Raw genomic sequence first — 25768 nt, 5'->3', positions numbered from 1 at the left:
ACCAGAACAGGCACGAATGACCTCGACCCGCATCGCCGTCCGCCGAGGCGACCCGCGCGCACGGGTCGATCTCGCGGTCGGCGCGCTCGCGCCACGGCTGATCTCGCGCGATGAGTCGCGAGCACACGTCGCGCTCGCGGCAGCCGGCATGATGTTGCTCGGCGGTGACAGTGTGCACCTCAAGATCGAGGTCGGTGAAGGCTGCGTTCTTCAGTTGGAGGATGTCGGGGGCACGATCGCCTATCGCGCCGACGGCCATCCCTCGTCATGGACCCTGGACGCACGCGTCGAGGTGGGCGGCACGCTGCTCTGGCGAAGCCTCCCTTTCGTGGTGACCGATGGCGCGGATGTCGTTCGCCGTTCAACCATCGTGCTCGCGGCGGGAGCGACAGCGGTGATCCGCGAGACGCTCGTACTCGGGCGCCACGGCGAGCGCGGGGGCAGGCTGGCCTCGTCATTCACCGCGCGAGACCCCGATGGCCCTGTGCTGTTGGAGCATCTCGATCTCGACGGGTCGACCCCTGAACCCGGCGTGCTCGGCGGGCACCGCGTGCTCGATACCGTGATCGCGCTCGGGTTTCGGCCTCTCGTGTCAACAGGCGACCTCGTGCTCGAGCATCCGGGTGCGATTGCACGCCACCTCGGAACCGAGACTCATACGTCGCGGCTCGACCGCGTGTGCGACGAATGGTCGGCACTGCCGGCGCTGGCTCGGAACGTAAGCGGTAGCGAGTAGGCCCACAGCACGAACCGCCCGCAGTATTCTGCGGGCGGTTCGGAGCTCTGAGATGATCTCAGAGCACCCCAGCTTTGTTAGCCGTCCTCACGCACTTCGCGGCCGTGGACGATCAGAGCGTAGATGACCAGAACATCGATGGCGATCACGATGACCGACCACCAGGGCTGCGCAGGAATGAGGAGCATGGCGCCGACTGCGTTCAGGACCACCAGGATGATGGCGACGACACGAGCCCACGTCTGACCAGCGAGCAACGCGGCTCCGACGAGGACGAGAAGGAGGCCGATGATGAGGTTCCACCATCCCCATCCCGTGACATCGAGTAGCCAGAGCCCTCCCTCTGTCACCACGTAGTAGCTGCTCGGCCCGATGAGAGCTACGAGGCCCTGGACCGCGCTGAAGATGCCCACGGTCATGAGAATGACGCCGGCAAACACGACCCAGCCGGTCCACCCGCTTGTCTTGGTTGTACTCATTGGTTTCTCCTGTTCACCCGTGCTCCACGGACTTGTCGATGAGGGCAGGCTTCACACTTCAGCCATGAATGAAGTGAAGCGTTCACTGTGGCGAGAGCGCATCATCCGAGTCGGGTGACATCGGGGTTCGAGTCATCACCCGTCCGTCGCTGTCGGCGTCGGCGTTGGGTCGACGGGCGCCGCCGGCTGCTGGAGCCCCGCGATCGCCCTTTCGACGGCAGAGATCGTCGCGGCATCCACCGTGCCGGTGGGTTCAACACCGAGCGCGAGCTGCAACGTCTGAACAGCTGCGGTCAGTTCGGGCGTCCAGATGCCGTCCACGGGACCGGTCCACAGGCCCGCGAGTTTCAACGTCTGCTGAACCGCTGCTGTCGTCGCCACGGACTCTTGCGCCGCCGCGCCACCCAAGGCCAGCAGCTCCGCCTGTAGAGCGTCGGCTGTCGCGTTGTCCATGGTGCCCGTCACCGGCAGCCCGTTCGCCTTCTGCAGTTCTTCGACCGCTGCGACCGTTGCGGGCCCGTAGATTCCGTCGATCGCACCGGTGTAGTACCCCGCGGTAGCGAGATCCTGCTGGAGTGCCGTTGTGTAGACGGCAACGGCCGCCTGGGCCTGCTGGCGCTGGTCATCGGGCAGACAGCCCGCCTCGGCGAAGAGTCTCAGCCATGCCGCCTCGAGCGCGACAGCGGCGCTGTTGAACTGCTCGGATGCGTCGGTCAGCGGCGTCTCGTCGGTGATCGCGCTCTGCGCGTCAGCGAACTCCGACTCGGCCTGCGTGACCCGATCCACGGATGCTGCGGGCGCAAGCGGGGCGGGCGACGACGGCTCAGCCACGGGTGCGGCAGGCGTCCCGCTGGGGCCCGCCTCGGCCCGCGCCAAAGCCGCTTGGGCGTCGACAAGCTCTTGTTGGGCGGTGATGAGCGCCTGCTGCGCTTCGGCGGCCGCGGCGGCGCTGTCAAGTGCGGCGTCGCTCGGGTCGGCGAGGTCGGCGCCCGCCGCCCTGACGTCGCCGACGGTCGGTGCCGTGTCGTTGAGGATGTCGCCGTACTGGTCCAAGGCCAGGATGTATTCCTCGCTCGACTCGCAGAACTCCGCCGAGGCCTCGGTCAGGTCAGCCTCTGCTTGCGTCACTGCCTTCTGCGCCGCGGTCACCTGAGCCTGTGCCCGTTCGGCAGCGCTGACACCGTCCCCGCTACATCCCACCAGAACGACCGCGATGACCACGGTCGACACCGCCGCGACTGCTCGGTGGGTCAGGGTCCTCGTCGCTGCGATTTTCATCGTGGGCTCCGATCAGTAGAGAACTGCGAATGTCAAGAAGTCGAGCCTTGCCGCGACGTTGTCAGCGACCCTGCCAGACCTTCGCGGGTCCGGCGAGCGACGCCGACGAACACCCGTATGCCGGCCCCGAGGACGATGAGGTTCAGCACCATCTGCACGGTGACCAGGACTCGCGCGACCTGACTGGCCGCAGAGATGTCTCCGAATCCGACCGAACTGAACACGGTCACGGTGAAGTACAGGGTGTCGACGCGTGTGAGTCCCGCGACATCGAAGGTGGAAGCATCCTGCAACGCCATCGCGTAGTACGCGCTCGCGAAAACGAGGATGTACAGCGGCACCGTGATCGCGAGGGCTTCGACGCCCCGAAGCCTGGGGTGAGGAGAGGTGCTAATGGCAGTGAGCTGCCACGCGCCGATACCGACCAGCAACGCTCCGGCGACCGTGAGAGTGAAGCCGAGTGGGACGCCGCGGAGTCCGTCAAGTGGAGCGAGGAAGTACAGTCCGACGAGCACCACCATCGATAGCAGGGCGCGCATCAGGCTCCACGCGACGGTGGCTTGTGGAACCGGCGTAGCGGACGGTGCTGCAACTCCCGTCATCGTCACTCCGGCTGCGTGTCGGGGTGTCGGGAGTAGCGCGCCTTCCCGCGGTCGCGGGCGCGCTTCCAGAGGACATCGAACAGCACGGCTGCGGTCAGGATGACAAGGAGGGCGATCGCCGTCTTGGGTTCATTGACCAATGTCGTCATCGTGAAGACGACGAACGTGCCCAGCGTCGCGACGAGGGCGATGATCAGCACGATCAGGCTGGCGCCGGTTTCCTTATACGTCCTGAAGTGCGAGACGGTCACGGCCGAGAAGATGAGCAGGGCGACCGCGCTGCCGAGCGATGCAATGCTGTTCAAGTCGAGGGCGATGATCATGAAGATCGTGATGAGCGCCATGACGACCAGCCCCACCGGCGCTCGCTTTCCCACGTTGCGACCGAAAGCGGTGGGGAACTGGCCCACCTCGGCGAGATGACGCGTCATGCCCGCGGACGGGTACAGGCTCGCGTTCACGGCACCGGCGGTTGAGAACAGGGCCGTGATCACCATGAGGACATACCCGGCCTCACCGAGCACGGGTTTGGCAGCCTCCGCGAGCGCGGTTGCGCCGTACTCGACGACCTGCTCAGCCGTGAGCGTGCCGAACACCCCGAGGGAGACGCCGACGTAGACGGCCGTTGCGACACCGAGCGCGAGGTACATGGCACGCGGAAGCTGCCGCGCGGGGTTCGGGAGGTCTTTGGCGGTGAAGGTGATCACGCCGAAACCGAGGAAGGCGAAGAACGTCAGAGCGACACTGGAGATGATCTCGCGCAGACCCGGGTAGCCCGCCGGGTCGAGAAGGGTGGGGTCGAAGTTCACGATCGTCACGATGGCGAAGAGCGTGAGGATGGCGAGCACGATCTTGACGATCAGTGACTGAACCCGAGCGACCGCGCTGGACCCGACGATGTTGAGGGTGGTCATGACGAGCACAAGCAGGACGGCGAACACGACCGCCCAGACCGGGTCGTCATCGGCCACGACCGCACTGGCGTACCCGCCGAACGAGGTCGCCACCATGGCCGCGACGATGGCGCCCGTCATGTAGAAGAGCCAGGACACGATCCCGGTGATGTGCCCCTCACCGAATCCTTTTGCGAGGTACGCGAGCATCCCGCCCGATGAGGGGTAGGTCGATCCGAGCTTCGCGAACGAGTACCCCTGCAGGGCGGCGATCATCCCGGCGATGAGGAACGACAGCCATACGGCTGACCCTGCGACAGCGCCGGCGGCGCCGAGGAGCGCGAAGATGCCCGCTCCCACCATCGCACCGACACCGATGAACGATGCCTGCAGAACCGTCATCGCCTTCTTCGGCGCACCGGCCGGTTGCGGTTGCGGTTGCGGCACGCTCATCCCGATCGCCCGACCCTCATCGGGTCCCGACCGACGCGACATTGCGGATGAAGAGCGTCTGGGCCGTGATCATGCGCTCGATCTCCGCCGGATCCACAGATTCGTCGGAAGCGTGGATGCGGGACTGCGCAGTGTCTTCGGCACCCCAGAGCAGGATGGCCGCATCGGGCGAAACCTTCTTCAGCGAGGCGACGAGCGGGATGGACGCGCCGCTGCCGATGTTCTCGACCGGAGCACCGTAGGCCTCCTCCAGCGCAGCCTCGGCCGCGACGACCGCGGGATGCGACGCGTCGACGGCGAAGGCATGTCCTACCTTGACCTTCGCCACTTCGACCTCGCAGTTCCACGGCCGCTGTGCGCGGAGGTGCGCCATCAGGGCCTCGAGCTGCCCATCGCCGTCCGAGCCGGGAACGATCCGCATCGAGAGTTTCGCGGTCACCTCGGGCAGCAGCACATTCGACGCTTCCGCGGTGTTCGGCAAGTCCATGCCGAGGACGGTCACCGAGGGCTTCGCCCAGATGCGGTCGGAGAGCGATCCGGTCCCGAGGAAGTCGACGCCCGGAAGGATCGACGATCCCTCGCGGTACACCTCCTCGTCCATGTCGGCGCCCTCCCACCGGGAACTGTCGACCCCCGGGATGGAGGTGTCGCCGTTCTCATCGTGCAAGGTGTCAAGGATGCGGATCATCGCCGTCAGGGCGTCGGGTGCTGCTCCCCCGAACATGCCGGAGTGCACCGGGTTTGCGAGCGTCCGCACCGTGATCGTGCATGCGACATCGCCCCGCAAAGCAGTTGTCAGGCCGGGACGCCCCACTCGCTGGGGTCCGATGTCGGCAATGACGTAGGCATCCGCGTGGAACAGCTCCGGGTTGGCCTCGACGAAGGCTTCGAGGTGCGAGATGGTCTCTTCTTCGCCTTCGACGAGGATCTTGAGACTGCAGGGCAGCTCGTCGCCGAGCATCTTGAGTGTTCCGTAGTGAATCACCAACCCCGACTTGTCGTCCGCGGCGCCCCTCCCGTAGATCCGTCCGTCGTCCTTCGTGGTCGGCTCGAACGGCTCGCTCGTCCAGTTCTGGCTCTCCGGTGCGGGCTGCACGTCATAGTGCGCGTAGAGGAGCACGGTCGGGGAGCCGTCCGGGCCTGGAATGTCTGCATAGACGCACGGGTAGCCGTCGGGCACGTCGAGCAGCTTCACGCCGGCGACGCCTGCGGCCGCGAAGAGATCAACGACGGCGGCGCCCATTTCGTGCACCGGAGCCGGGTCGAACCCCGGGAAAGCGATCGACGGGATGCGCACGAGGTCTTCCAGCCGTGCGAGGACATCCGGCATCAGTTCTGCGACGTCCCGTTTGAGTTGATCGGAGTTAGTCATGAGTGACCCTTCGGATTGGCGTTGTAGTTGTGCAAGCTGTCGAGGCAGGACTCGCGGTTCAGGCCGGGACGACGAGCTGAATCAGCAGACCCGCAGCGACCACCGCTGCCCACGAGACGAGCATCGGGATCGTGAACGAGTGCCAGACGGGCACCTGGGTCAGCTTGGTGGAGCCGGTCAGGTCGGTTTCGACCGCAGCGATCTGTGATCCGTTCGCGGGGAACAGCCACACACCGATGAGCGAGGGCCACATGGCCGTGATGACGCCCGGTGCAAGACCGGCGGCCAACGCGATCGGGATGAGCGTGTTGGTCGTTGCCGACTGACTCGTCGTGAGACCGCAGACGAGGAAGAGCGCAACCGCCAGCAGGAGCGGATTGGCCTCGATCATCGCGCCGAGCGGCTCGATGATGGTCTCCTGGTTCGCTGAGATGAACGTGTCGGCCATCCATGCGATCCCGAAGAGGGCGACGGCCGCAACGAAACCTGCTTTGAGAAGCGGCTGCTCCACGACGACGCTCGGCTTGATGCGCCGAGCCAGGATGATGACGAGCGCCACGCTGAACATGATCATCTCGATCACCGTCGACATGCCGATCGGCGTGAGTTCACCTTCGTCGTTGGGGAAGGCCGGGCGCAGATCCGGGAACAGGCCGAGCAGCACGATCAGAAGCGTGCCGGAAACGAAGATCATCGCTGCGGTCTTGCCGCCCTTCGGCACGGGATGCTCGATGAGGGGCACAGCGGTCTTCGTGCGAGTCCGCGTCTCGTCGAGGCGGGTCTCCGTCGAACCGTCCGTCGTCGCGCCGCCACCGAACTTCTCGGCGTAACGGTCTCGCAGGCTGGCGGGCACTTCGACCGTGCCGGCCTTGACCCTCTTCAGGAATTCCTTGTCTTCCAGCAGGTCTTTCCCGACTCGCTGCTGGATGAAGGAGGTCGCGAGGCAGGCGACGATCGCCGCGGGGATCGTGATCGCGAGAATCTGTGGCAGTCCGTATCCCGTGCCTTCCATGAGCACGAGGTAGGCGGCCATCGCCGCTGAAACCGGGCTGGCTGTGATTCCCAGTCCTGACGTGACAGTCGAAGAGGCCAGGGCCCGCTCGGGTCGCTGACCGTTGCGGTATGCCGTTTCATAGATGACCGGGATGAGCGCGAAGAAGATGTTCGACGTTCCCGACAGAACGGTGAAGACGAAAGCAACGATGGGCGCGACGTAGGTCAGTCGTTTGGGATTGCGCTGGATGATCTTCGACGCGATCGAGACGAGGTAGTCGATGCCCCCTGCCGCCTGCATGGCCGAGGACGCCGTGATGACCGCGATGATGATGAAGAACGCATCGACCGGGATCGATCCAGGGGGCAGTTGGAAGGCGAAGACCAGGATGACGGTGCCGACCACACCCCACAGGCCCAGCCCCAAACCGCCTGTACGCACGCCCATCACGATCGCGCCGATGACCACACACGCCTGCAGCGCGACGATCAGGTATTCCATGGCCACTCCTCACCCAGCGCCGGGGCGCTCACGTTGCGCCGCTCATGCGACAACCACCCGTCCTGGTGGGGATTCGATGGGGGATGTTCGCTTGTGATGGGAGGCTACGACCGCGGCCGCCCGGGTCGTATCATTCCGACAGGGTGATTTCGGCGGCACCGGTCCACGTGCCGACACAGAGCGTCTTAGCATTGCCGGGCTCCCGTCGGACGCGGCGATGGTCGGAGGTGACCGTGCGGACAGAGAAAAAGAGCAGGTTGGAAGGACTTCTTCCGATCCTGCACTGGTTGCCCCGCTACGAGTCGCGGTGGCTCCGGGCCGACGTCATCGCGGGAGTCGCCGTCGTGGCGATGATCGTGCCGAAGAACCTCGGCTATGCCGAGATCGCAGGCGTCCCGGTTCAGAACGGTCTGTACGCTGCGGCCGCCGGCGCGATCATCTACGCGCTTTTCTGCACGTCACGGCAGATCTCCACGGGTCCGAGTTCGGCCTTGGCGACTGTCGCGGGGGGCGCCGTGATCGTGACAGGGGTCACCGGCGGCGATGCGGCGCAACTCGTGGCGGCCATCACGCTGGTGACCGGCATCCTGTTGCTCCTTCTGGCGCTCCTCCGAATGGGATGGATCGCCCAGTTCCTCTCGCGAGCCGTGGTCACGGGGTTCCTTGCCGGGGCGGCGATCGACGTCGTCGTCGGCGAGCTGCCCAAACTGACCGGCACCTCTGGCGACGGCGACAACGTCTGGCGAGAGTTCGCGTCGTGGATCATCGGGCTGGGCGCCATCCACCTCCCCACACTGGTGATCGGTGCCGTCGCTCTCGCGGTGATCCTCGCCCTGCGATTCTGGGCGCCGAAGGTTCCGGGCGCACTCGTGCTGGTTGTCGGCGGCCTCGTCGCCTCCTCTCTCCTTGGCCTGGGCGAGCGAGGCGTGGCGCTGGTCGGTGCCGTGCCGAGCGGGTTGCCCGTCCCGCAGGTGCCGAGTCTCGATATCGTGCTGCAGAACATCCCTGAGGTCTTGCTCGCGTCGTTGGCGCTCGTGCTGATCGGGTTCTCACAAACGGCGGGCGACGCTCGGTCGTTCGCGACGCGGCACCACTACCGCATCAACGTGAACCAGGAGGCGGTCGCTCAGGGGATGGCCAACGTCGGCGCGGGCCTCATGCAGGGAATGCCCGTTTCCACGAGCCTGTCGGCCAGTTCCCTCAACGAATCCGCCGGCGCGCGAACCCCCGTGGCTTCGCTCACCACCGGAGGGCTGGTGATCCTGACACTGCTCTTCCTCGCACCTCTCTTCTCAGACCTTCCGAAGGCGGTGCTCGGAGCGATCATCATCGACGCCGTCGTGTTCGGGATGATCGATCTGAAGGAATTCAGACGGTTGCGGCGCGTTTCCAGGTTCGATTTCTGGATCGCGATGGCTGCCTTCGTCGGTGTGCTCTCGGCGGGCGTCCTCTTCGGAATCGTCATCGGCATCGCACTGTCGCTCGCATGGCTGATCTACGTCTCGACACGGCCCGCCATGCCTCTGCTCGGCCGTGAGCCCGGCACCCAGGTCTTCCGCGACGTCGGCCTCAACCCTGCCGATGAGATCATCCCCGGCATCGCGGTGATTCGCCTGGACGGCGGCCTCTTCTTCGCCACCGCCGAGGCATTCGATGAGCGCATCCGCGAGATCATCGCCGGGGACTCGCCCCCCACGGCACTGGTGATCGACCTGGAAGGCGTCGCATTCGTCGACTCGCAAGGCGCAGCGAAACTCACCGAGCTGATCGACCTGACCGAGGCGGAGGGTGTCACGCTCCGGCTCGCGCGAATCAAGCCGCAGATCCTCGGTGTGCTCGAGGCCCAAGGCATCCTCGGGCGGATCGGTGCCGACCACTGTCACGGCAACGTCCATCGGGCCGTCGAGGCGCAACAGTCTCAGCGCGACTGACAGGATTGCCGGATGAGTCCCCCCGCAATGCCGCTGACCGAGATGCCGTCCCCGCAATTCGTGATGTCTGCCGACGGTCACCGCATCGCCACCTACATGTGGGGCGATGACGCCGCCCCGACCGTCCTGTGCGTGCACGGATTCGCGTCCAACTGTCGCGACAACTGGGTGAATACCGGGTGGGTGCGCGACCTGACCCGTGCAGGCTTTCGTGTGCTCGGGGTAGACCAGCGGGGGCACGGCGCCAGCGACAAGCCCCACGACCCGCAGGGTTACACGATGACCGCCCTCGTCGGCGACCTCTTGACCGTTCTCGATACCCATCTTCTGGACTCCGTTCTGTACGTGGGGTACTCGTTGGGCGGGCGGGTCGGCTGGCAACTCCTGGTCGACGCCCCCGATCGGGTGGGTCGCGGCGTGCTCGGCGGCATCCCCGATGGTCGCCCCCTCGCCCGCCTCGACCTTGAGCAGGCGCGCGCCTACGCCCAGTCAGGAATCGCGGTCACCGACCGGGTCACGCAGAACTATGTGACCCTTGCCGAGCGGGTACCGGGCAACGATCTGGGCGTGCTGGTGGCGTTGGCCGAAGGGATGCGCCTGGGCGACGCCGACCCTGACCCCCGACGACCCCCGCAACAACCCGTGCTGTTCGCCACCGGCAGCGACGACGCGATCCTCGAGCGATCGCGACACCTGGCATCATTCGCACCCCACGGACGGTTCGTCGAGATCCCCGACCGACACCACTTCAATACCCCTGGGTCGCGCGTCTTTCGGACCGAAGCACTCGGCTTCCTCGCCAACGCGTAGCTCGTCTCGCGCCTCCTGGTTTTCATCAAGCCCGTCGATGAACGCGGCGATGTGATCCGCAGCTCCCCCCACATCCCACAGGGACACTGTCGAGTGAGGTCTTGTAGACCGGCTGAATCCCCATCAATGATGACGCGACACCTAGGGGTGTTTCAGTGCCAACCCGCTCCAGGCAGCGTCGCGCCGGCCGCGGCGACCGCGCCCTCACCGCACAACACGCGAGGGATCACACGCGAACGGAGACACCACTCAAATGGACTGGACCAGTCGCGCCAGGTGGCCCGTCGCCTGACGTCATGATCGCCCCGCAACCGAGTCCTGTGAGTAAGCGCAATCACACCAACGGTGTTTGGGCCAGAGCATGGACGGCCATCTTCAGAGCGGTGGTGGCCATCGGACCAGGGGAAAACCGGTTCGCGCCGGCCGACGGGCCGGGTCGGCGTCGTGCGCCGAAGGGAGTATCTCACTTGGCCGTGGAGAAGCCGCACCCCAGGGCGTTCAGCGCGAATGAGGCGATGTCGAGCGTGGGCACATTCACATGGCGGAGGATGTCATCCCGAAGCGCGGGCAGCAGTGTGCACTCCAAGACGAGCACGCCGATGTCGGCGAGCCGACCGCCAGGAGCGCACTCCCGCTCCAGGACCGCGTTGACCCCATCCCGGAGCGTCTGATAATTCCACCCGTTGTTGTAGGCGTGATCGTTCGTGAGGATGCCGTCCCAGCCGGGCTGGTCTTCCAACCCGACAATCGTCAGCCGTGGCGCGAGTCGGTGGTTTTCGAGCAGCTTTTCGGCAAGCGGAGCAGACACCGTTAGCACGCCGATGGCTCCGTCGGTCATGGTCGCGGCCATCGGCAGCAAGTCGAGGCTGCTGGTGAGCGTGTTCGGTGCGGGCCGAGCGGATTGGCGCGCGTAGTAGAAGAAGCCGCAGTCAGTGATGATGAGCGAGCAGTCTGCGAGACGTTCGCGTGCCGCCCAGAACGCGTCGATGGCAACCGGGTCTCCGGTGACGAGCTGCTCGACGCGAGCACCACGGGCCACAGCGTACGAAACCGGCAGTCCGCCCCAGCTGCGAGGGTTCTCGAAGAAGCCGACCGGATTGTCGCTAATGGCGGTCGCGTCGGGTTGGACGCAGGAGATGTCGTCGACGGCGTACGAGTCGAGGTCACAGAGGATGACACCGAGTTTGCGCGAGGTCATGCCGCTTCCCCCTCGCTCTGGTTGCGGGCGGCGCTGCCGACCACTGCGACGGCGTTCACTTCGACGCAGATGCCGGGGATGTTGAGCTCCTTGCCGATGAGAATGCCGGTCGCGGTGGGGCCGGGCGCCGGGAAGTAGCCGAATCGGATGTCGTAGGTGCGCTGCCATTCTTCAACGCTGAGCTCGCCGGCGTAGAAGGTGTTGAACTGTACGACGTCGCCCATCGTGCCGCCGAGGGACTCGATGACGGCCTGGAGTGACTGCATGACCGCATGGGTCTGCGCAACGACATCGCCGGGATGGCGAACGTTGCCGTGCTCGTCAAGGTCTTCCTGACCGCCGACCCAGATCATGTCGCCGACACGGATGCCGTGGCTGTGGTTGATGGTGAACTGGCCCGGCACTTGCCAGTGCCCGGGGAGCTGTGCGGTGCGTCGTTCGATGGTCATGACTTCTCCTATCGCCTGATGTCCGAAGACGGAACGCACTCAGTCTGCAAGCGGGAGATGCGCTCCAAGCCGGTCGGAGAAGGAGGAACGCTGACGCTGTCGCAAGAACTTCTTCAGGTGGTCGCGGATGCTTCGGCGGCGGCGCGTCGAATCTCGTCGAGCACGGCACGCACGATGGGGCGGCGCTCGTCAGTGGTTCTGCTGACGACGAGCACCCGTCGGCCGAGCTTCGGCTGCTCCAACGCGAATACGCTCACTGGCGCGACTGCCTTGTCCACCGACAGAGGTGGGAGCACTGACACGCCGCGCCCACGAGAAATCGACTCGACGAGCAGCAGAAGGTCGGCGGTGTGCCAGCGCACATTCGGTTCGAACCCTTCCATGCGACACGCGAAGCGCACCGCTTGCCCGCACGCACCCGTTTCGTCGGGCATGACCCACGACTCGTTCCTGAGGTCGGCGAGCCGCACCGGCGACGGGGCGGAGAAGCCGGGAGGTGCGATGAGCACAAGGGGCTCGTTCATCAACTCCTCCGTGTGGAGGTAGTCGGGGAAGGTCATCGGCACGTTGTCGTACAGATCGATGACGGCGATGTCGAGTGAACCGTTCACCAGGGCATCGATGCTCGCCGACGGTTCGAGGACGTTCACGGTCAGCTCGATGTGCGGCAGCGCGTCACCCAGCTTGTCCGCGACGGGGAGCAGCATCGACCTCGCCACCGACGGGATTGAGCCGATACGCACGCGTCCGGCGAGCTCGCCGCTGAGCTGATCCATCTCTGCGCGCGTGACTTCGAGCATGCGCAGGATGCGGTGAGCGTGCTCGACCAGAACTTCGCCGGCGCCCGTGAGTCCGACGCCCCTCGGTGACCGGTCGAGCAGTGTGACTCCCGCTTCACGCTCGAGGACGCTGATCTGTTGCGACACGGCCGAGGGGCTGATACCGATCACACGCGCAGCGCCGGCCAGCGAACCCTGCCTCGCGACCTCGCTGAGGATGCGCAACCGGGGGACATCGGGGAGTGAGTTGTCCGTCATCGCCACATTCTTTCACCCTTAGCTGTACTTTTTACACATGCGGATGTATCGTAAGTTCAAACTTACACTCATCCCTCCCGCCCGAGAGGACGACGATGTCCACCGAAAGCCAGTCCCCGCCGGCGCTCGTCGCAGAGCATGGTGCTTCACAAGCCGTTTACGACACCATCACCGATGCCATCATCGAGGCTGAGGCCGCGCTCGTCGCCTTGAGTCACCGCATCCACGCAACACCCGAAGTCGGCTTCGATGAGCACCGCTCCGCTGCACTCGTCGCCGAGTTCTTGAGTGACCGCGGCTTCGCCCCATCTGTCGGTGTGTACGGGCTCGCCACCGCGCTGCAGGTGCAGACGGGCGCGCGTCGACCCCGGGTCGCCGTCCTCGCCGAATACGATGCATTGCCCGGCGTCGGGCACGGGTGCGGCCACAACGTCATCTGCGCGGCCGCCGTCGGCACGTTCCTCGGGCTGGCCGCCTCTGTCGACACGCTCGGGGGTTCGGTTGTTTTGGTGGGTACGCCCGCCGAAGAGAACGGCGGCGGCAAGGAACTGCTCGAACGAGCGGGCGCATTCGACGACATCGATGCCGTCGTGATGGTGCACCCGTTCACCGGACCTCACGAGGTCGCTTCGTTCACCTCGCTCGCCGTCCGCGACGTGGAGGCGACCTTCCACGGTGTCGCCGCCCATGCATCCTCCGCGCCGCAAGAGGGTCGCAACGCATTGGATGCCGTCGTGGCGGCGTACCAGGCCATCGCGGCGATGCGCCAGCACATGCCCGACACAGACCGCCTCCACGCCATCATCACCGACGGCGGCACGGCGACCAACGTGGTTCCCCACGTGGCGGGACTCACCGTGGAGCTGCGTGCGGAGTTCGTGAATGAGCTCGTCGAGCTGTCTCACCGCGTGCAAGCGGTCCTCGACGGCGCGGCGGTCATGACCGGCACGCGAGTCGAGGCCCGGTGGGATCCCTTCCCCGCCTACCTCCCGGTGCGCAGCAACGCCCCGCTTGCCGGGCGCTACTTCACTCATATGGCCGGCCGCGGCCGGTCCATCGTTTTGGAGCAGCCAGGCCTGGTGGGAGGCGGGTGGTCCACCGACCTGGGCAACATCAGCGTCCGTCGCCCCGCCATCCACCCCACGGTCAGCATCTGCCCGACCCCAACAGCCATGCACACCGAAGAGTTCGGTCGCCACGCCATCAGCCCAAACGGCGACAGGGCGATCATAGACAGCGCGGTCGGACTCGCCCTCACGGTCGCTGACTATCTCGCGGACTCCGAGCTCCGCGACCTCGTGCGCGAGGACTTTCGAGCCGCCGGTGGCGCCATCGACGTCGAACGGCTGGTCGCCGCCCCCGTCAACGCCGTCCACCCATAGCAGGGACCGACCCACCATGCTCAATCCCGTCCACCTCCGCACCCTCGCTGTCGTCGTGCGCACCGGTTCCTTCGCCAACGCCGCCCGTCAGATCGGGTACACCGGGTCGGCCGTCTCCCAGCAGGTCGCAGCCTTGGAGCAGAGCCTGCAACTGGAACTGTTCGAGCGGGACGCGCACAGTATTCGACCGACGCCGACCGCGACGTTTCTTGCCGAACGCGCTCACGACATCCTCGCCGCGCTGGGAGCGCTCGAAGACGACGTCCGTGGCTTGAACTCGGGAACCCTCGGCCAGCTCCGCGTCGGGGGCTTCGCGACCGCGAACGAGCTGTTGGTTCCCCGCAGCCTCGCCGGCTACCTGCGCACCCACCCCCGGATGGACATCTCCGTGGACGACGGGGAGCCCGAAGACCTCATCATGAAACTCAGCGATGCGGCGCTGGACATCGCAGTCGTGTACGAGTTCCACCTCGTGCCACAGCGCTGGCCCGCGAGAGTGACCGTCACACACCTGCTCGATGAGGACCTCCATCTCCTGGTCCCCCGTTCTCACCCGCTGCTCCACGCGAATGCCGTGGACATCGAAGACCTTTCGGACGAGACCTGGGTGTCCACCAAAGAGGGCACGGCCGCCGACACCTGCCTTGCGCGACTGTGCGCAGCCGCCGGCTTCGACCCCCTCATTGCGATGCGCGGCGCCCACTGCGACAGCGTGCGCGGGCTCGTTCATGCAGGCCTCGGTATCGCACTGGTCCCCGCGATGTCCGTCCTGCCCACCGACCACGTCGTGCCGCTGACCACACCGAATCGGACTGCCCTCCGCCGCGTGGTCGCACTCCATCACGCCGGGCAGCAGAACAGCCGCGCCTCGGATGCAGTCAGCTCGCTGAAGCGCGTCGCCAACAAGCTCGCCGAGGAGTTGCCCGGCGTTTCGACGGCCGCTCGTCCTCCACGGCCCCTCACCGCAGTCGAAGACCTGGCATCGCTCATGGCTGTCGCCAGCTGAGCACCGCCGGGCGCCGTTGACACTGTCCGTCGAGGCCGACGGCTTCAGGCAGACGAGGGCGGCCCGTGCATCTCGCACAGGCCGCCCCCCAGTTTGAGAAAGTCAGGTCTTCAGCCGGCGGGTGATCCCCGTGGTCGATTCGATGACCGGTGCGATCTTGCGGCCGAGAGCCTCGTAGAACATCGAAAGCGGAAACTCGTCGTCGAGCACGGCATCGGTGTATCCGGCCGGCGCGCCGGCGAGCGTCTCGTCTGGCAATCCCCGAGCCCAGATCGACGCGGGATGCGGTGTGAGCGTTTCGGTGAGCATTTCGTACGCAGCGAGCCAATGTGCCGTCTTCGGTCGGTCGATGGACTCCCAGTAGAGCCGGTTGATGCGGTCGCTGAGCGCCACGACCACCTCAGGCACAGCGTCCCAGTCGATGGCGAGTTGGGTGTCGGTCCAGTGCAGCACGCCGTGCTGGTGCAGCCACGCGAACAAGAGCTGGCCGCCGAGCCCGTCGTAGTTGCGCACTCGAGTGCCGGTGAGGGCAAACCGAAAGATGCGATCGAAGATGACGGCGTACTGGACGAGTTTCGCGTGTTCGCGGATCTCGCGTTGAGCGGCCGACAACGCCTCGCGCGGAAGAAGTGCGAGCTCCCGCTCCAAGCGCACGGACTCGCGGAATGCGGTCAGGTCGCAGCGCAGTTCCTCGAGCGAGTACAAGAAGTACGGCATACGCTGCTTGATCATGAAAGGGTCGAAGGGGAGATCGCCGCGCATGTGACTGCGGTCGTGGATGAGGTCCCACATCACGAAGGTCTTCTCCGCGAGGTGCTGGTCCTCGAGCAGGCGGGCAGCATCCGCAGGCAGGTCGAGCTTCGTGATCTCCACAGCCTCTCGTACGACGCGCCGGTAGCGGGCCGCCTCTCGATCCTGGAATATGGCACCCCAGGTGAATGTCGGCACCACCTTGACCGCGACGCTCTCCGGGAACAGCACCGCGGAGTTGGTGTCATATCCCGGCGTGAAGTCGATGAACGCGATGGGTACGAACAGTGGGTTGGCGTACTCGTTCTCCAACTCATCGATGAAGTCCGGCCAGATGACCTCGACCAGCACGGCCTCGACGAATCGGTTGTTGCTGCCGTTCTGGGTGTACATCGGGAAGATCACAAGGTGTGTAAGCCCATTCACACGATGCAGCTGAGGCTGAAAAGCGACGAGCGAATCGTGGAAGTCAGGGACGCCGAAGCCGCCGTCCGCCCAGGACCGGAAGTCCCGGTCGAGCGCGTCGAGATACTCGGAGTCATGCGGGAACAGGGGTGCAAGCTCAGCCACGGCGTGCAGGATGCCGCTCACCAGCTCGGCCGCCGCCTCGTGTCTCGCCAACTCCGGAACGGAGCCGTCTTTTGTCTGCAGCGACTGCAAGTCGATCACGGCTTGCTTGAGCGAAAGCCAGTCAGGGTTCGTCGCCAGCCGGTCACTTCCGGCCATCTCGGCCACGGCGTGCGTGGTCTCAGGGGTCATCGGTATCTCCTTTCATCGAAACGGTGGCGGTAAGGCTGCCGGGCGGGCGGGGTTTGTCGCGACTCGCCCGCCCGGCAACCAGCTATTCGATGAGTCGGGGCTCACCGGTATCTGCGGCGGAGGCGGGCAGTCCGTGCGCCTCGAGGATCTCGGCCAATCGGCCGTCCTCCCTCATGGCGACGATGAAGGAGTCCAGCGCAGCGAGCAGTTCTGGGTTGTCCAGCGAAACCGGGAAGGTCGTCTGCGGCGCCTCCAGCGATGCGCCGATGGCGGGGTCGGGTTCGGCCACCTCGACCGCGAAGTCCGGCGCGTTGAACGAGCCGGAACCGAAGCTGTCCATAGCGACGTCGATGCGACCCGCCGTGAGGTCGTTGTACATGTCGGGCGTCGACTTGTACACCTTCAGAGCGTCGCCGAAGTACGCCTTGGCCTCGGCTGTCCAGAGGTATCCGTCGACAGTCCCCACCGGCTTGCCTTCCATCTCCGACAGAGAGGAGAACCCCTCTTCGGAAATGTAGGCCATCTGGTCGAGATAGATCGGGCCCGTGAGCCCGACGATTTCCGCGCGCGACGCAGAGCGCCACCACGAGCCGGCCGCGACGTCCGAGCGTCCTGTCTGCACGGCAGGAATGACGGCGGCGGTGGCGACGGGCGTGCCGGTGACGGTGAGGCACTGTTCCTCGGCGAACGCTGTGAGGATCTCGCCGTCGATTCCGCCGACGGTCGAGCCATCAGCGGTGACGAACGGTGGCAGGGCGGCCAGGGTGACCGTGAGAGTGCCCCCGGTGATGGTGGTCAATGTGTCCGCGGGTGTGCAATCCGCCGTGACGTTTGATGTCGCGGTTGCTGCTCCGCAGCCGGCGAGAACGGTCGCCACGACGGTGGCGGCTGCTGCGACCAGGACGGTCTTGGTGCGATGTTGCATGGTCTTGCTCCTTTCAGTGGGCGGCGACAGGCGTCCGGTGCGGCGCGAGGCGCTTCTCGATGCGAGTGGCCATCCAGCTCGCAGGGATCGTGACGGCGGCGTAGAGCATGCCGGCGAGGGTGAGGATGCTGAGGTAGTGGAAGGTGGTTGAGCCGATGGAGTATGCCTGCGACATCAGCTCGGGCATCGCGATCGTGTACGTCAACGAGGTCGCCTGAAAGATCATGATCGAGAACCCGACGAGCGGCGGGATGGCGATACGTATGCCCTGGGGAATGACGACGAAGCGCAGCGTGTCCACGCGACTGAGTCCGAGCGCGTCGGCGGCCTCCACTTCGGGCTCGGGTACTGCCTGCAACCCGCCGCGGATGATCTCGCTCGTGTACGCCGCCGTCGTGAGGCCGAGCGCGATCACCGATGCCGTGAACGAATCGAACGTCGTCCCGACTGTCGGCAGACCGAAGTAGACCAGTTGCAGCACCACGAGCGCGGGAGTGCCTCGCCCGATCTCCACCACAACGATGCTGGTCATGCGCAGCGCACGATTCTCCGCGTTCGCACCGAGCGCGAGCACGAGGCCCGCCGGCAGTCCGACCAGCAGGATGACAGCCGTCAGTTGCAGACTCACCCAAAGGCCCGAGAGCAGTTGCGGCCAGTACTGCAGCCAGTCCTCGATGAGATTCATCGGGCGACCCTCTTTCGCAATGTCGAGTCCAAGCGGCGCGTGACCCAGGCACAGGGAATGGTCATGGCGATGTATAGCCCCGCCGCATACAGGAACGGGACGATGCCCTGCGCGGTCTGGCTCGCATCCTGGTATGCGAAGAACACGATGTCCTGCACGCCGATGACGGACGCGACGGATGAGTCTTTGAGCAGGCCGATGCCGAATGTGGCCGCCGCGGGAATGGAGACGCGAATCACTTGCGGTCCGATGACGCTGGCGAGGGTCGCTGATCGCGACATACCGAGGGCGTCGCTCGCCTCCCACTGGCCGTCGCTGATCGCCGACAGACCCCCGCGGTAGATTTCGGCCATGTAGGCGGATGATATGAGTCCGAAGCCGACCACGGCCGCGGTGAACGAATCGAACTTGATGGCGCCGATGCTGACGCCGAAATAGAGGATGAACAGCCACACCAGCGGGGGCACGCCGCGGAGCACCTCGATGACCGCCCGCGCCAGGAACCGGACGACGCCGAAGCGCGAGCGGCGGGCCATAGCCAGCGGCACACCGCCGACTGCGCCGATCACGAAGGAGTACACCGTCACCAGAAGGGTCATCTGCACGCCCTGAGCGACGACTACCAGATGATCCATGTCAGCGCTCCAGCACGGCCCGCAGGAACTGTCGGGTGCGCTCATGGACCGGTTCGGTGAACACCCGCTCAGGGTCGCCCTGCTCGAGTACCGCGCCCTTGGCCATCACGACGACCCGGTCCGATACGTCGCGGGCGAACTGCATCTCGTGGGTGACGACGACCATCGTCATGCCGTCCCGCGCCAGTTCGCGCATCACCGCGAGAACCTCCAGCCCGACTTCCGGGTCCAGCGCGGAGGTCGGCTCATCGAAGAGCATCACGCGCGGGTCCAATGCCAGCGCGCGGGCTATGGCGATGCGCTGCTGCTGGCCGCCGGAGCAACGGGCCGGGAATTGGTCCGCTTTGTCGGCGAGACCGACCCGCTCCAGGAGAGCCATCGAGCGGGCGTTCGCATCACCCCGGCTCCGGCCGAGCACACGTTCCTGGGGAAGGCTGACGTTGCGCAGCACGCTCATGTGCGGGAACAGGTTGAACGACTGAAACACCATGCCCACGTTGCGCCGAAGAGCCTGCAGGGACTTTCGGCTGATGTCCGATCCGGCATCAACTTTGGTGCCCTCCACCGTGATGCACCCACTGTCGGGAACCTCGAGCAGGTTGATGCATCGGAGAAGCGTCGACTTTCCCGCACCAGACGGGCCGATGATGGCAACGACTTCCCCCTCACGCACATCGAGTGAGACATCATCGATAACCGTGTGCTCGCCGTAGCGCTTCACAACGGCCTGCAACGAAATCGCGTTGCCTTTGCCTGGATGTGGTTCGTTCATGTCGAACTCGTTCCTCAAACTCGTCTGACGTAAGCCGAAACCGTGTCCCTCGCCGCTTCGTCACAGCTGCTCGCGTCACCGCCGCGGCGTTGTCAGGTTTCCTCAGACCAGAATCCGCCGGATGCGTCATCATCGAATAGGGGCTGAGAGCCACCGTCGGTTGAGCGAGCGCAAGAACTGTTTGCGCTGACCGCGACGGTTACGGCCTCGGAGGCCCGTGGTCCGGGATGCCGAGACATAGGCTTGATACTCGTGATCACGCTCCACGACCCGAAGAACCGCGGCTTTGCGTCCGACAACTACTCCGGCATTCACCCCGAGGTGCTCGCCGCGATCGCTTCGGCGAACGCAGGACACCAGGTCGCCTATGGGGAGGACGAGTACACCGCCCGCCTGCAAGAGGTCATGGCTGGCCACTTCGGCGAGGGCGTCGAAGCGTTCCCCGTCTTCAACGGCACCGGCGCGAATGTCGTCGGGCTGCAGTCGATGCTCCCCCGCTGGGGTGCGGTGATCGCGGCATCCACCGCGCACATCAACGTCGACGAAGGCGGGGCACCCGAGCGGGTCGCGGGCATCAAGCTCCTGACCGTCCCCACCGACGACGGCAAGCTCACCCCCGAACTCATCGACCGCGAGGCCTGGGGCTGGGGCGACGAACACCGCGCTCAACCGCTCGTGGTCTCGATCACCCAGTCCACGGAGCTCGGCACGCTGTACTCGGTCGACGAGCTGCGCGCGATCGCCGATCACACCCACTCGCTCGGCATGAAACTGCACCTCGACGGTGCGCGGATCTCCAACGCCGCAGCATCCCTCGGCGTGCCCCTGCGCGCATTCACGCGCGACATCGGCGTGGACATCCTCAGCTTCGGCGGCACGAAGAACGGCGCGATGCTCGGCGAGGCAATCGTCGTGCTCGACCCGTCCGCGTCGGCGGGGCTTACCTTCCTGCGCAAGCTGAACATGCAGCTGTCATCGAAGATGCGGTTCGTCTCGGCTCAGCTCATCGCGCTGCTCGAGGGCGACCTGTGGTTGCGCAACGCGACCCACTCCAACGCCATGGCCCGGCGTCTGCGGGCCGGGGTCGAGGCAGGGCTCGCCGACGGGTCAATCCACGGCGTCGCCTTCACTCAACCCACCCAGGCCAACGGCGTGTTCGCGACCGTGCCCGACGGTGTCGCCGACCGCCTGCGCGAGTCCTTCCGTTTCTACGACTGGGACGCCGCGAAGAACGAAGTGCGCTGGATGTGCAGCTTCGACACCACCGAAACCGACATCGACGCCTTCATCGCCGCGATCGCGCATGAAACGACGCGGATGCACTTCCGGAGGCAAACGCGCCTGGAAGACGAACGCGAGCACGAGCACGCCGACGCCCGCGACCGCCCACGCGATGATCGAACCATACACGCCGGTCTCGCTGGCGAAGCGTTCCGACGTCCATAGCCCGTCAGCGCGGGCAGACTGATCTTGTCGCGGCGGGATCGAACGCATCGAGAGTGATCCCTCAGTCCACCCCGGAGACGTCGCCGATGCGTTCAACGACTCTTACGCCTCCTGCGACGTGCGTTCGCGTGCGAGCCGGTAAGCATCACCGACGAACAAAGGAATCAGAACGGGAGGACTAACGGCACCATGACCACGCTGACGACGAGGACGACGAGCGTGAAGGGTGCACCGACCTTGAAGAAGTCGAGGAAAGAGTACCGGCCGGGTTCGACCACGAGGGTGTTCACGGGTGACGAGACGGGTGTCATGAATGCGGCGGATGCTGCCAGTGCGACGATCATCGCGAACGGATAGGGCGAGACTCCGAGCTGCGTGGCGATCCCGATCGCGATCGGCCCCATGAGCACGGCGGTTGCTGTGTTGGAGACGAAGAGGCCAATGACTGCGGTGAGCAAAAAGACACCGGCAAGCAGGATGGTCGGGCTTGCGTCGCCGAGCCCGCCGAGCAGGCCGTCGACGACGAGATCCACGCCGCCCGTGCGCTGCAGGGCGAGCGCGAACGGCAGCATCCCGACGATGAGCAGGATCGTGGGCCAGTGGATTGAACGGTAGGCACTCGGCATGTCGATGCATCGGAACAGCCCCATCAGGAGGCACGAGATGAGTGCTGCGATCACGTTGGGCACAATGCCGGTGACCATGAGCGCGACCATCACGACGACGGCGCCGATTGCGAACGGGGCTTGATTGGCGGCGGGTGCGACCTCTTTCACCTCGGCGGGGAGGTCGAGCATGATGAAGTCCTGGGGCTGTGCCTGGAGCCTGTGGATCGCATCCCACCCGCCCGCAACAAGCAGGGTGTCTCCCGTTGCGAGTCTGATTGCGGGGAATGCGTTCCCTGCCGCCTCGCGCCGATGCCGGACCCCCAGCACAACGAGATCATGCTTCTGTTGGAAGCGGATGGACCGAACGCTGAGCCCTCGCGCAAAGGAGTTGGGAGCGATCATGACTTCAGCCATGCCCACCATCCGCGAATACGAATCAAAGAAGTCTGGGGTCATCGGCAGTTCTTCGAGTCGGAGCCGACGCCGTTCCGCAGACGGCACTTCCAGGTCCACCACCACGACGTCCCCCGTGGTGAGGACGGCATCGTCCGCGGACGTGCGCACGGTTGTACGTAGCAGTCGCGTGCGCTCGAGCACCAACACACCGACCATCGCATCCACACCGAACTCGGCATCCGCCAATCGTTGCCCGATCAGCGGTGATCCTGCCGTGACGCGGTAGCGATGCGTCCGGGCGTCCACACCGTAATCGAGGATGAGGCTCCCGAAAGTCGATCGCTTGGTCCCGTCGGCGATCTGCTCCTCACCGAGTAGTCGGCGGGCGATCAGCATGTACCCGATCCCGAGCACCAGGATGACGAGCCCGAACGGGGTGGGCGCGAAGAATCCGAATCCATCCAGACCCTGTCGCTGCAGCTCGGCGTCGATCACGAGGTTCGGTGTCGTCGCTATCAGCGTGAGCATGCCGCTGATGAGCCCAGCGAAGCTGATCGGCATCAGCAGTTGGCGCGGCGAGATTCCGGTACGGGATGCCACGCTCAACGCCACCGGGATAAAGATGGCGACGACCCCGGTCGAGCTCATCACCGCCCCCAGCAGAGCGACGCACAACATGAGGAGCACGATGACGCGGGTCGCGCTCGTCCCCGCCGTCCTCGCCAACCAGTCCCCTAGCCGATACGTGACGCCGGTGCGCGAAAGGCCCTCGCCCACCACGAAGAGCGCAGCTATCAGCACGACGTTCGGGTCAGCGAAACCGGCGAGCGTCTCAGGGACGGTGAGGATGCCGGTCAGCGGAAGCGCGACGATCATGATCGTCGCCACGACGTCCATACGCGGCCGCCCGATGGCGAACATCACGATCGCTCCGACCAGGAGGATCAGCACCACTGCCAGCTCGCCGTTCAAACGCGGCCTCCTGTCGCCGATGGGTCACGTGAAGCGTATCGAGTGCCATGACAACTTCAAGGAAGGCGGTAGTGTCCCGCTCCCACGTTGCGCCGTCGGGAGCCGGTCGGTTTCGATGTCCTTGACCGCGATGACCGGTAGATCGCAGCATTGGAAGCGGAGGTCGAGTCGCGCTTCGGCCGACACCCGGCTATGTGCCGAGCTGGAGCTGCTGAAACGACGGCGGGACTGCACCGGCACGTCCCACGACGAAGGCAGCGGCGCGCGAGGCCATGGCCCCGACATCGAGAAGGGTGCCGGGGCCAAGGTTCGCGAGTCCAAGTCGAGCCGCATCGTTGAGGATCAGCGCTCCGAGAAGCGCTGACATATAGGCATCGCCGGCACCGATTGTGTCCACGACCTGGACCCGTGGAGAGGGGACCTCGACCCTGTGCTGATGCGTGGAGACGATTGACCCCAAGGCACCCCTCGTCAACGCGACGAGCTCGGGACCGAGTGCGAGCAGGGATGAGATGACGTCACTCATCTCGACCCCGGGATAAAGCCAGGAGGCGTCCTCGTCGCTGAGTTTGATGACATCCACGCGTTGGCTGATGTACTCCACGCGTGCTCGTGCCGCGGAAGGTGACCCGACGAGGGCCGGTCGGATGTTGGGGTCGAAGGAGCGCAGACGTGCGCGTCGCTCCTGAAGAAACTGGTCGACGACATCGCGTCCGGGAGCGACGAAGGCACCAATCGACCCGATGTGCAGCGCGTCCAATGGGTCATCGATGCACACGTTGTTTATCGGTCGTGGATCCCAGTCGAGCGCGAACTCGTAGGTCGCCGAACCAGCATCATCCAGGGTTGCGAGTGCGGTCGACGTCGCCCCGATACGTTCTCCGACGAAGGTCACGTCGGCTCCGTCGAGCGCGCTCATCAGCAGGTCACCATCGGAGTCGGCGCCCACACATGTGAGCAGCGCCGTCGGGACGCCGAGCCGCGCCAGACCGATGGCCACGTTGAGTGGACCGCCACCCGGAGTCCGACGAAACGGTTGTCCGGGCGCGTCGACGATGTCGATGAGTGACTCACCGATGACGAGCGCGCTCACAGGACCGACATCTCCCGAATGGCAAGCCCACGGAATGTGGCTTGACCTTCGTTGGCATAGAGACGGATGCGGTCATCGCCCTCAAGGGGGAACACACGGTGGGAGTGCACGACCCGACCGTCCCCGACAAAGAGTTCCACGCTTGTGCGGTCGACGAGGATGCGAACAGTGAGCCGGCCGGAGGAAGGGTCGATCGGCGTCTGCGACTCTCCACCCGTGGGGTTGATGGTGGGACGCCGGTTGACATAGACGAATGGCCCGCGCAGGAATGCGCCGACGGCTACGTGACGTCCGCCGCCGGGAGCGCGGCACACTTCGACGCCGACATTGGCCGGTGCCGCCGCGGGGTCCCACGTCATTTCGCACGTCAGGTCGTACGCGAGCGATCGGACGTCGAGATCCCGGGTCCCGTTCACGACGACATCGCCGAGTTGATGCGTCTTCTTTGCGTGCTTTTCGAGCGCCGCGGTGGGCGTCGACGCGAGGTAGTACCCGTCGTTCCCTCGCATGAGGCGGATGTCGCGCACGATCATGTCGTCGCCGTTGTACCCATCGGTGGCGAGTGTGGGGGTGTTGTGAGGGTAGTCCCAGAAGTTGGCCCAACCGATCACGCGGCGCAGAGCCGAATCTTCGGCCCCTGACGCATCATGATTCGGGTAGGTCACGGCGCCATAGAAGTCGAACCCGTAGTCCAACCATTGCGGTTCGCCGTGATCGGGAGCAAATGATGCGCCATCGAATGCCCCGGTCCAGTATGCGTAGGTTGCGGGAAGCCCCCGCCCCTTGCCGTTGGCGCTGATCCCCAGCACCCAGTGCGAGGTGCCGTCGTTCGCGGTCATGCGGAAGATGTCGGGGCACTCAAGAACGCCGAGATCGGCGCGTCGAAACTCGCCGACACGCTTCCACGAGCGCAGGTTGACCGAGGTGTAGAACCCGATCGTCTGCCCTTCCGCGTTCGCCATGAACCAGCGCCCGCGGTCGGCGTCCCAGATCACTTTCGGATCGCGGAAGTCAGCTACCCCCGGGTTCGGCAGCACCGGCGAATCCCCACCTGGACGGAATGACCGTCCGCGGTCGGTTGAGTACCACAGATACTGCGCTTGCTTCCCTGCAGGCGCCTGCGTCACGAGCGCGATGACGGCGCCCTTGCCGTACCCGGCGGTGTCGTGTTCGTCGACGACGAGGCATCCCGACCAGCAGTCGCCGTTCCCGTCGCTGAACTTCGGGATCGCGACGCCACGGTCGCGGAACGAGACGTGGTCACGGGTCGTTGCCCGGCGCCAGGCAGTGCCTCCGCCGCCGTCGATGTAGTCGGCGTTGTACAGGTAGTAGTAGTGGTACTCGCCATCGAGGTAGATCGGGCGCTGCGGATCGTTCTTCCAGTTGTCGGGAACGCTGAAGTGATAGGCAGGTCGCATGCGCATGCGTCCTTTCGAGGTGGAGCCGGTCGCGGCGGCACCGGGGCTTGCCGCCGCGGGTGCGCCGGCAGCTACGAGCGTGCCCGAGAGAGCTACCGCGCCAGCTCCGGTGAAGAGCGCTCGACGCGAGACGCTGAATGAATCTTCCATGTTTCGCCTTCTCTTGCGTGCAGCGTGACCGCTGCCGG

General features: G+C 65.5%; 23 protein-coding genes. 6 read left to right on the top strand and 17 right to left on the bottom strand.

The features are described 5' to 3' along the window. The first annotated feature begins 16 nt into the window (after positions 1-16). Positions 17-736, top strand: coding sequence for an urease accessory protein UreD (locus LG299_RS13030; RefSeq protein ID WP_404430901.1), 720 nt, complete (start codon positions 17-19; stop codon positions 734-736). A gap of 77 nt (positions 737-813) precedes the next feature. Here the strand turns inward: LG299_RS13030 and LG299_RS13025 are convergent, their stop codons facing one another. From LG299_RS13025 to LG299_RS13000, 6 genes are all read right to left on the bottom strand, one after another. Beyond that, entirely contained in the window at positions 814-1215 is a 402-nt protein-coding gene (locus LG299_RS13025; RefSeq protein WP_404430899.1) for a hypothetical protein, read from the bottom strand. A gap of 135 nt (positions 1216-1350) precedes the next feature. Then, on the bottom strand, positions 1351-2493 hold the full coding sequence (locus tag LG299_RS13020) for a peptidoglycan-binding protein (RefSeq protein ID WP_404430897.1): 1143 nt from the start codon (positions 2491-2493) through the stop codon (positions 1351-1353). Between the two features lie 32 nt (positions 2494-2525). Continuing rightward, positions 2526-3095: an ion channel gene (locus tag LG299_RS13015; RefSeq protein WP_404430895.1), complete on the bottom strand. Its 570-nt coding sequence runs from the start codon at positions 3093-3095 to the stop codon at positions 2526-2528. A 2-nt stretch (positions 3096-3097) separates the two neighbouring features. Beyond that, positions 3098-4483 (bottom strand): APC family permease, encoded by a 1386-nt coding sequence (locus LG299_RS13010; RefSeq protein ID WP_404430893.1) that lies wholly within the window; start codon positions 4481-4483, stop codon positions 3098-3100. After that, entirely contained in the window at positions 4458-5813 is a 1356-nt protein-coding gene (locus LG299_RS13005; protein ID WP_404430891.1) for a M20/M25/M40 family metallo-hydrolase, read from the bottom strand. The genes LG299_RS13010 and LG299_RS13005 overlap by 26 nt, the downstream gene beginning before the upstream one ends. A gap of 58 nt (positions 5814-5871) precedes the next feature. After that, positions 5872-7308: an anaerobic C4-dicarboxylate transporter gene (locus LG299_RS13000; protein ID WP_404430889.1), complete on the bottom strand. Its 1437-nt coding sequence runs from the start codon at positions 7306-7308 to the stop codon at positions 5872-5874. Between the two features lie 233 nt (positions 7309-7541). On the opposite strand from LG299_RS13000, the gene LG299_RS12995 reads away from it, so the two are divergent. Beyond that, complete coding sequence (locus tag LG299_RS12995) at positions 7542-9239, top strand: SulP family inorganic anion transporter (protein ID WP_404430887.1); 1698 nt, start codon at positions 7542-7544, stop codon at positions 9237-9239. A gap of 12 nt (positions 9240-9251) precedes the next feature. Then, complete coding sequence (locus tag LG299_RS12990) at positions 9252-10049, top strand: alpha/beta fold hydrolase (protein ID WP_404430885.1); 798 nt, start codon at positions 9252-9254, stop codon at positions 10047-10049. 463 nt (positions 10050-10512) lie between these two features. On the opposite strand, the gene LG299_RS12985 is transcribed toward LG299_RS12990, so the two are convergent. From LG299_RS12985 to LG299_RS12975, 3 genes are all read right to left on the bottom strand, one after another. Further along, positions 10513-11247: a hypothetical protein gene (locus LG299_RS12985; protein WP_404430883.1), complete on the bottom strand. Its 735-nt coding sequence runs from the start codon at positions 11245-11247 to the stop codon at positions 10513-10515. Next, positions 11244-11696: a RidA family protein gene (locus LG299_RS12980; protein ID WP_404430881.1), complete on the bottom strand. Its 453-nt coding sequence runs from the start codon at positions 11694-11696 to the stop codon at positions 11244-11246. Before LG299_RS12980 ends, LG299_RS12985 begins: the two co-directional genes overlap by 4 nt. 113 nt (positions 11697-11809) lie before the next feature. Continuing rightward, positions 11810-12733: a LysR family transcriptional regulator gene (locus tag LG299_RS12975; RefSeq protein ID WP_404430879.1), complete on the bottom strand. Its 924-nt coding sequence runs from the start codon at positions 12731-12733 to the stop codon at positions 11810-11812. A gap of 95 nt (positions 12734-12828) precedes the next feature. Here LG299_RS12975 and LG299_RS12970 point away from each other — a divergent pair, with 95 nt between their 5' ends. Next, complete coding sequence (locus LG299_RS12970) at positions 12829-14115, top strand: amidohydrolase (RefSeq protein WP_404430877.1); 1287 nt, start codon at positions 12829-12831, stop codon at positions 14113-14115. 16 nt (positions 14116-14131) lie between these two features. Further along, positions 14132-15121, top strand: coding sequence for a LysR family transcriptional regulator (locus tag LG299_RS12965; RefSeq protein WP_404430875.1), 990 nt, complete (start codon positions 14132-14134; stop codon positions 15119-15121). A gap of 102 nt (positions 15122-15223) precedes the next feature. Here the strand turns inward: LG299_RS12965 and LG299_RS12960 are convergent, their stop codons facing one another. From LG299_RS12960 to LG299_RS12940, 5 genes are all read right to left on the bottom strand, one after another. After that, entirely contained in the window at positions 15224-16630 is a 1407-nt protein-coding gene (locus tag LG299_RS12960; protein ID WP_404430873.1) for a DUF6421 family protein, read from the bottom strand. 82 nt (positions 16631-16712) lie between these two features. Further along, complete coding sequence (locus LG299_RS12955; protein ID WP_404430871.1) at positions 16713-17555, bottom strand: substrate-binding periplasmic protein; 843 nt, start codon at positions 17553-17555, stop codon at positions 16713-16715. Between the two features lie 13 nt (positions 17556-17568). Next, positions 17569-18240 (bottom strand): amino acid ABC transporter permease, encoded by a 672-nt coding sequence (locus tag LG299_RS12950; protein ID WP_404430869.1) that lies wholly within the window; start codon positions 18238-18240, stop codon positions 17569-17571. After that, on the bottom strand, positions 18237-18875 hold the full coding sequence (locus LG299_RS12945; RefSeq protein WP_404430867.1) for an amino acid ABC transporter permease: 639 nt from the start codon (positions 18873-18875) through the stop codon (positions 18237-18239). The genes LG299_RS12950 and LG299_RS12945 overlap by 4 nt, the downstream gene beginning before the upstream one ends. Before the next feature lies 1 nt (position 18876). Then, complete coding sequence (locus tag LG299_RS12940) at positions 18877-19647, bottom strand: amino acid ABC transporter ATP-binding protein (RefSeq protein WP_404434886.1); 771 nt, start codon at positions 19645-19647, stop codon at positions 18877-18879. Positions 19648-19899: 252 nt separating this feature from the next. Here LG299_RS12940 and LG299_RS12935 point away from each other — a divergent pair, with 252 nt between their 5' ends. Continuing rightward, entirely contained in the window at positions 19900-21093 is a 1194-nt protein-coding gene (locus LG299_RS12935; RefSeq protein WP_404430865.1) for a threonine aldolase family protein, read from the top strand. Between the two features lie 164 nt (positions 21094-21257). Here the strand turns inward: LG299_RS12935 and LG299_RS12930 are convergent, their stop codons facing one another. From LG299_RS12930 to LG299_RS12920, 3 genes are all read right to left on the bottom strand, one after another. Beyond that, a complete protein-coding gene (locus LG299_RS12930; RefSeq protein ID WP_404430863.1) occupies positions 21258-23069 on the bottom strand; it encodes an SLC13 family permease in 1812 nt (603 codons plus the stop codon). A 190-nt stretch (positions 23070-23259) separates the two neighbouring features. Then, positions 23260-24162 carry a carbohydrate kinase gene (locus LG299_RS12925; protein WP_404430861.1) on the bottom strand — a complete coding sequence of 301 codons (903 nt, stop codon included), beginning with the start codon at positions 24160-24162 and terminating at the stop codon, positions 23260-23262. Continuing rightward, entirely contained in the window at positions 24159-25730 is a 1572-nt protein-coding gene (locus LG299_RS12920) for a glycoside hydrolase family 32 protein (RefSeq protein WP_404430859.1), read from the bottom strand. The genes LG299_RS12925 and LG299_RS12920 overlap by 4 nt, the downstream gene beginning before the upstream one ends. Positions 25731-25768: the final 38 nt, after the last annotated feature.

Source organism: Microbacterium lacus (assembly GCF_044794305.1).
Classification (GTDB): Bacteria; Actinomycetota; Actinomycetes; order Actinomycetales; family Microbacteriaceae; genus Microbacterium; species Microbacterium lacus_B.
This window is presented reverse-complemented; position numbering and strand designations above follow the sequence as displayed.

What these genes read in the sequence shown, in the direction of transcription:
- LG299_RS13030 (WP_404430901.1), top strand. Translation starts at nt 17, where the DNA reads ATGACCTCGACCCGCATCGCCGTCCGCCGAGGCGACCCGCGCGCACGG.
- LG299_RS13025 (WP_404430899.1), bottom strand. Translation starts at nt 1,215, where the DNA reads ATGAGTACAACCAAGACAAGCGGGTGGACCGGCTGGGTCGTGTTTGCC.
- LG299_RS13020 (WP_404430897.1), bottom strand. Translation starts at nt 2,493, where the DNA reads ATGAAAATCGCAGCGACGAGGACCCTGACCCACCGAGCAGTCGCGGCG.
- LG299_RS13015 (WP_404430895.1), bottom strand. Translation starts at nt 3,095, where the DNA reads ATGACGGGAGTTGCAGCACCGTCCGCTACGCCGGTTCCACAAGCCACC.
- LG299_RS13010 (WP_404430893.1), bottom strand. Translation starts at nt 4,483, where the DNA reads ATGTCGCGTCGGTCGGGACCCGATGAGGGTCGGGCGATCGGGATGAGC.
- LG299_RS13005 (WP_404430891.1), bottom strand. Translation starts at nt 5,813, where the DNA reads ATGACTAACTCCGATCAACTCAAACGGGACGTCGCAGAACTGATGCCG.
- LG299_RS13000 (WP_404430889.1), bottom strand. Translation starts at nt 7,308, where the DNA reads ATGGAATACCTGATCGTCGCGCTGCAGGCGTGTGTGGTCATCGGCGCG.
- LG299_RS12990 (WP_404430885.1), top strand. Translation starts at nt 9,252, where the DNA reads ATGAGTCCCCCCGCAATGCCGCTGACCGAGATGCCGTCCCCGCAATTC.
- LG299_RS12985 (WP_404430883.1), bottom strand. Translation starts at nt 11,247, where the DNA reads ATGACCTCGCGCAAACTCGGTGTCATCCTCTGTGACCTCGACTCGTAC.
- LG299_RS12980 (WP_404430881.1), bottom strand. Translation starts at nt 11,696, where the DNA reads ATGACCATCGAACGACGCACCGCACAGCTCCCCGGGCACTGGCAAGTG.
- LG299_RS12975 (WP_404430879.1), bottom strand. Translation starts at nt 12,733, where the DNA reads ATGACGGACAACTCACTCCCCGATGTCCCCCGGTTGCGCATCCTCAGC.
- LG299_RS12970 (WP_404430877.1), top strand. Translation starts at nt 12,829, where the DNA reads ATGTCCACCGAAAGCCAGTCCCCGCCGGCGCTCGTCGCAGAGCATGGT.
- LG299_RS12965 (WP_404430875.1), top strand. Translation starts at nt 14,132, where the DNA reads ATGCTCAATCCCGTCCACCTCCGCACCCTCGCTGTCGTCGTGCGCACC.
- LG299_RS12960 (WP_404430873.1), bottom strand. Translation starts at nt 16,630, where the DNA reads ATGACCCCTGAGACCACGCACGCCGTGGCCGAGATGGCCGGAAGTGAC.
- LG299_RS12955 (WP_404430871.1), bottom strand. Translation starts at nt 17,555, where the DNA reads ATGCAACATCGCACCAAGACCGTCCTGGTCGCAGCAGCCGCCACCGTC.
- LG299_RS12950 (WP_404430869.1), bottom strand. Translation starts at nt 18,240, where the DNA reads ATGAATCTCATCGAGGACTGGCTGCAGTACTGGCCGCAACTGCTCTCG.
- LG299_RS12945 (WP_404430867.1), bottom strand. Translation starts at nt 18,875, where the DNA reads ATGGATCATCTGGTAGTCGTCGCTCAGGGCGTGCAGATGACCCTTCTG.
- LG299_RS12940 (WP_404434886.1), bottom strand. Translation starts at nt 19,647, where the DNA reads ATGAACGAACCACATCCAGGCAAAGGCAACGCGATTTCGTTGCAGGCC.
- LG299_RS12920 (WP_404430859.1), bottom strand. Translation starts at nt 25,730, where the DNA reads ATGGAAGATTCATTCAGCGTCTCGCGTCGAGCGCTCTTCACCGGAGCT.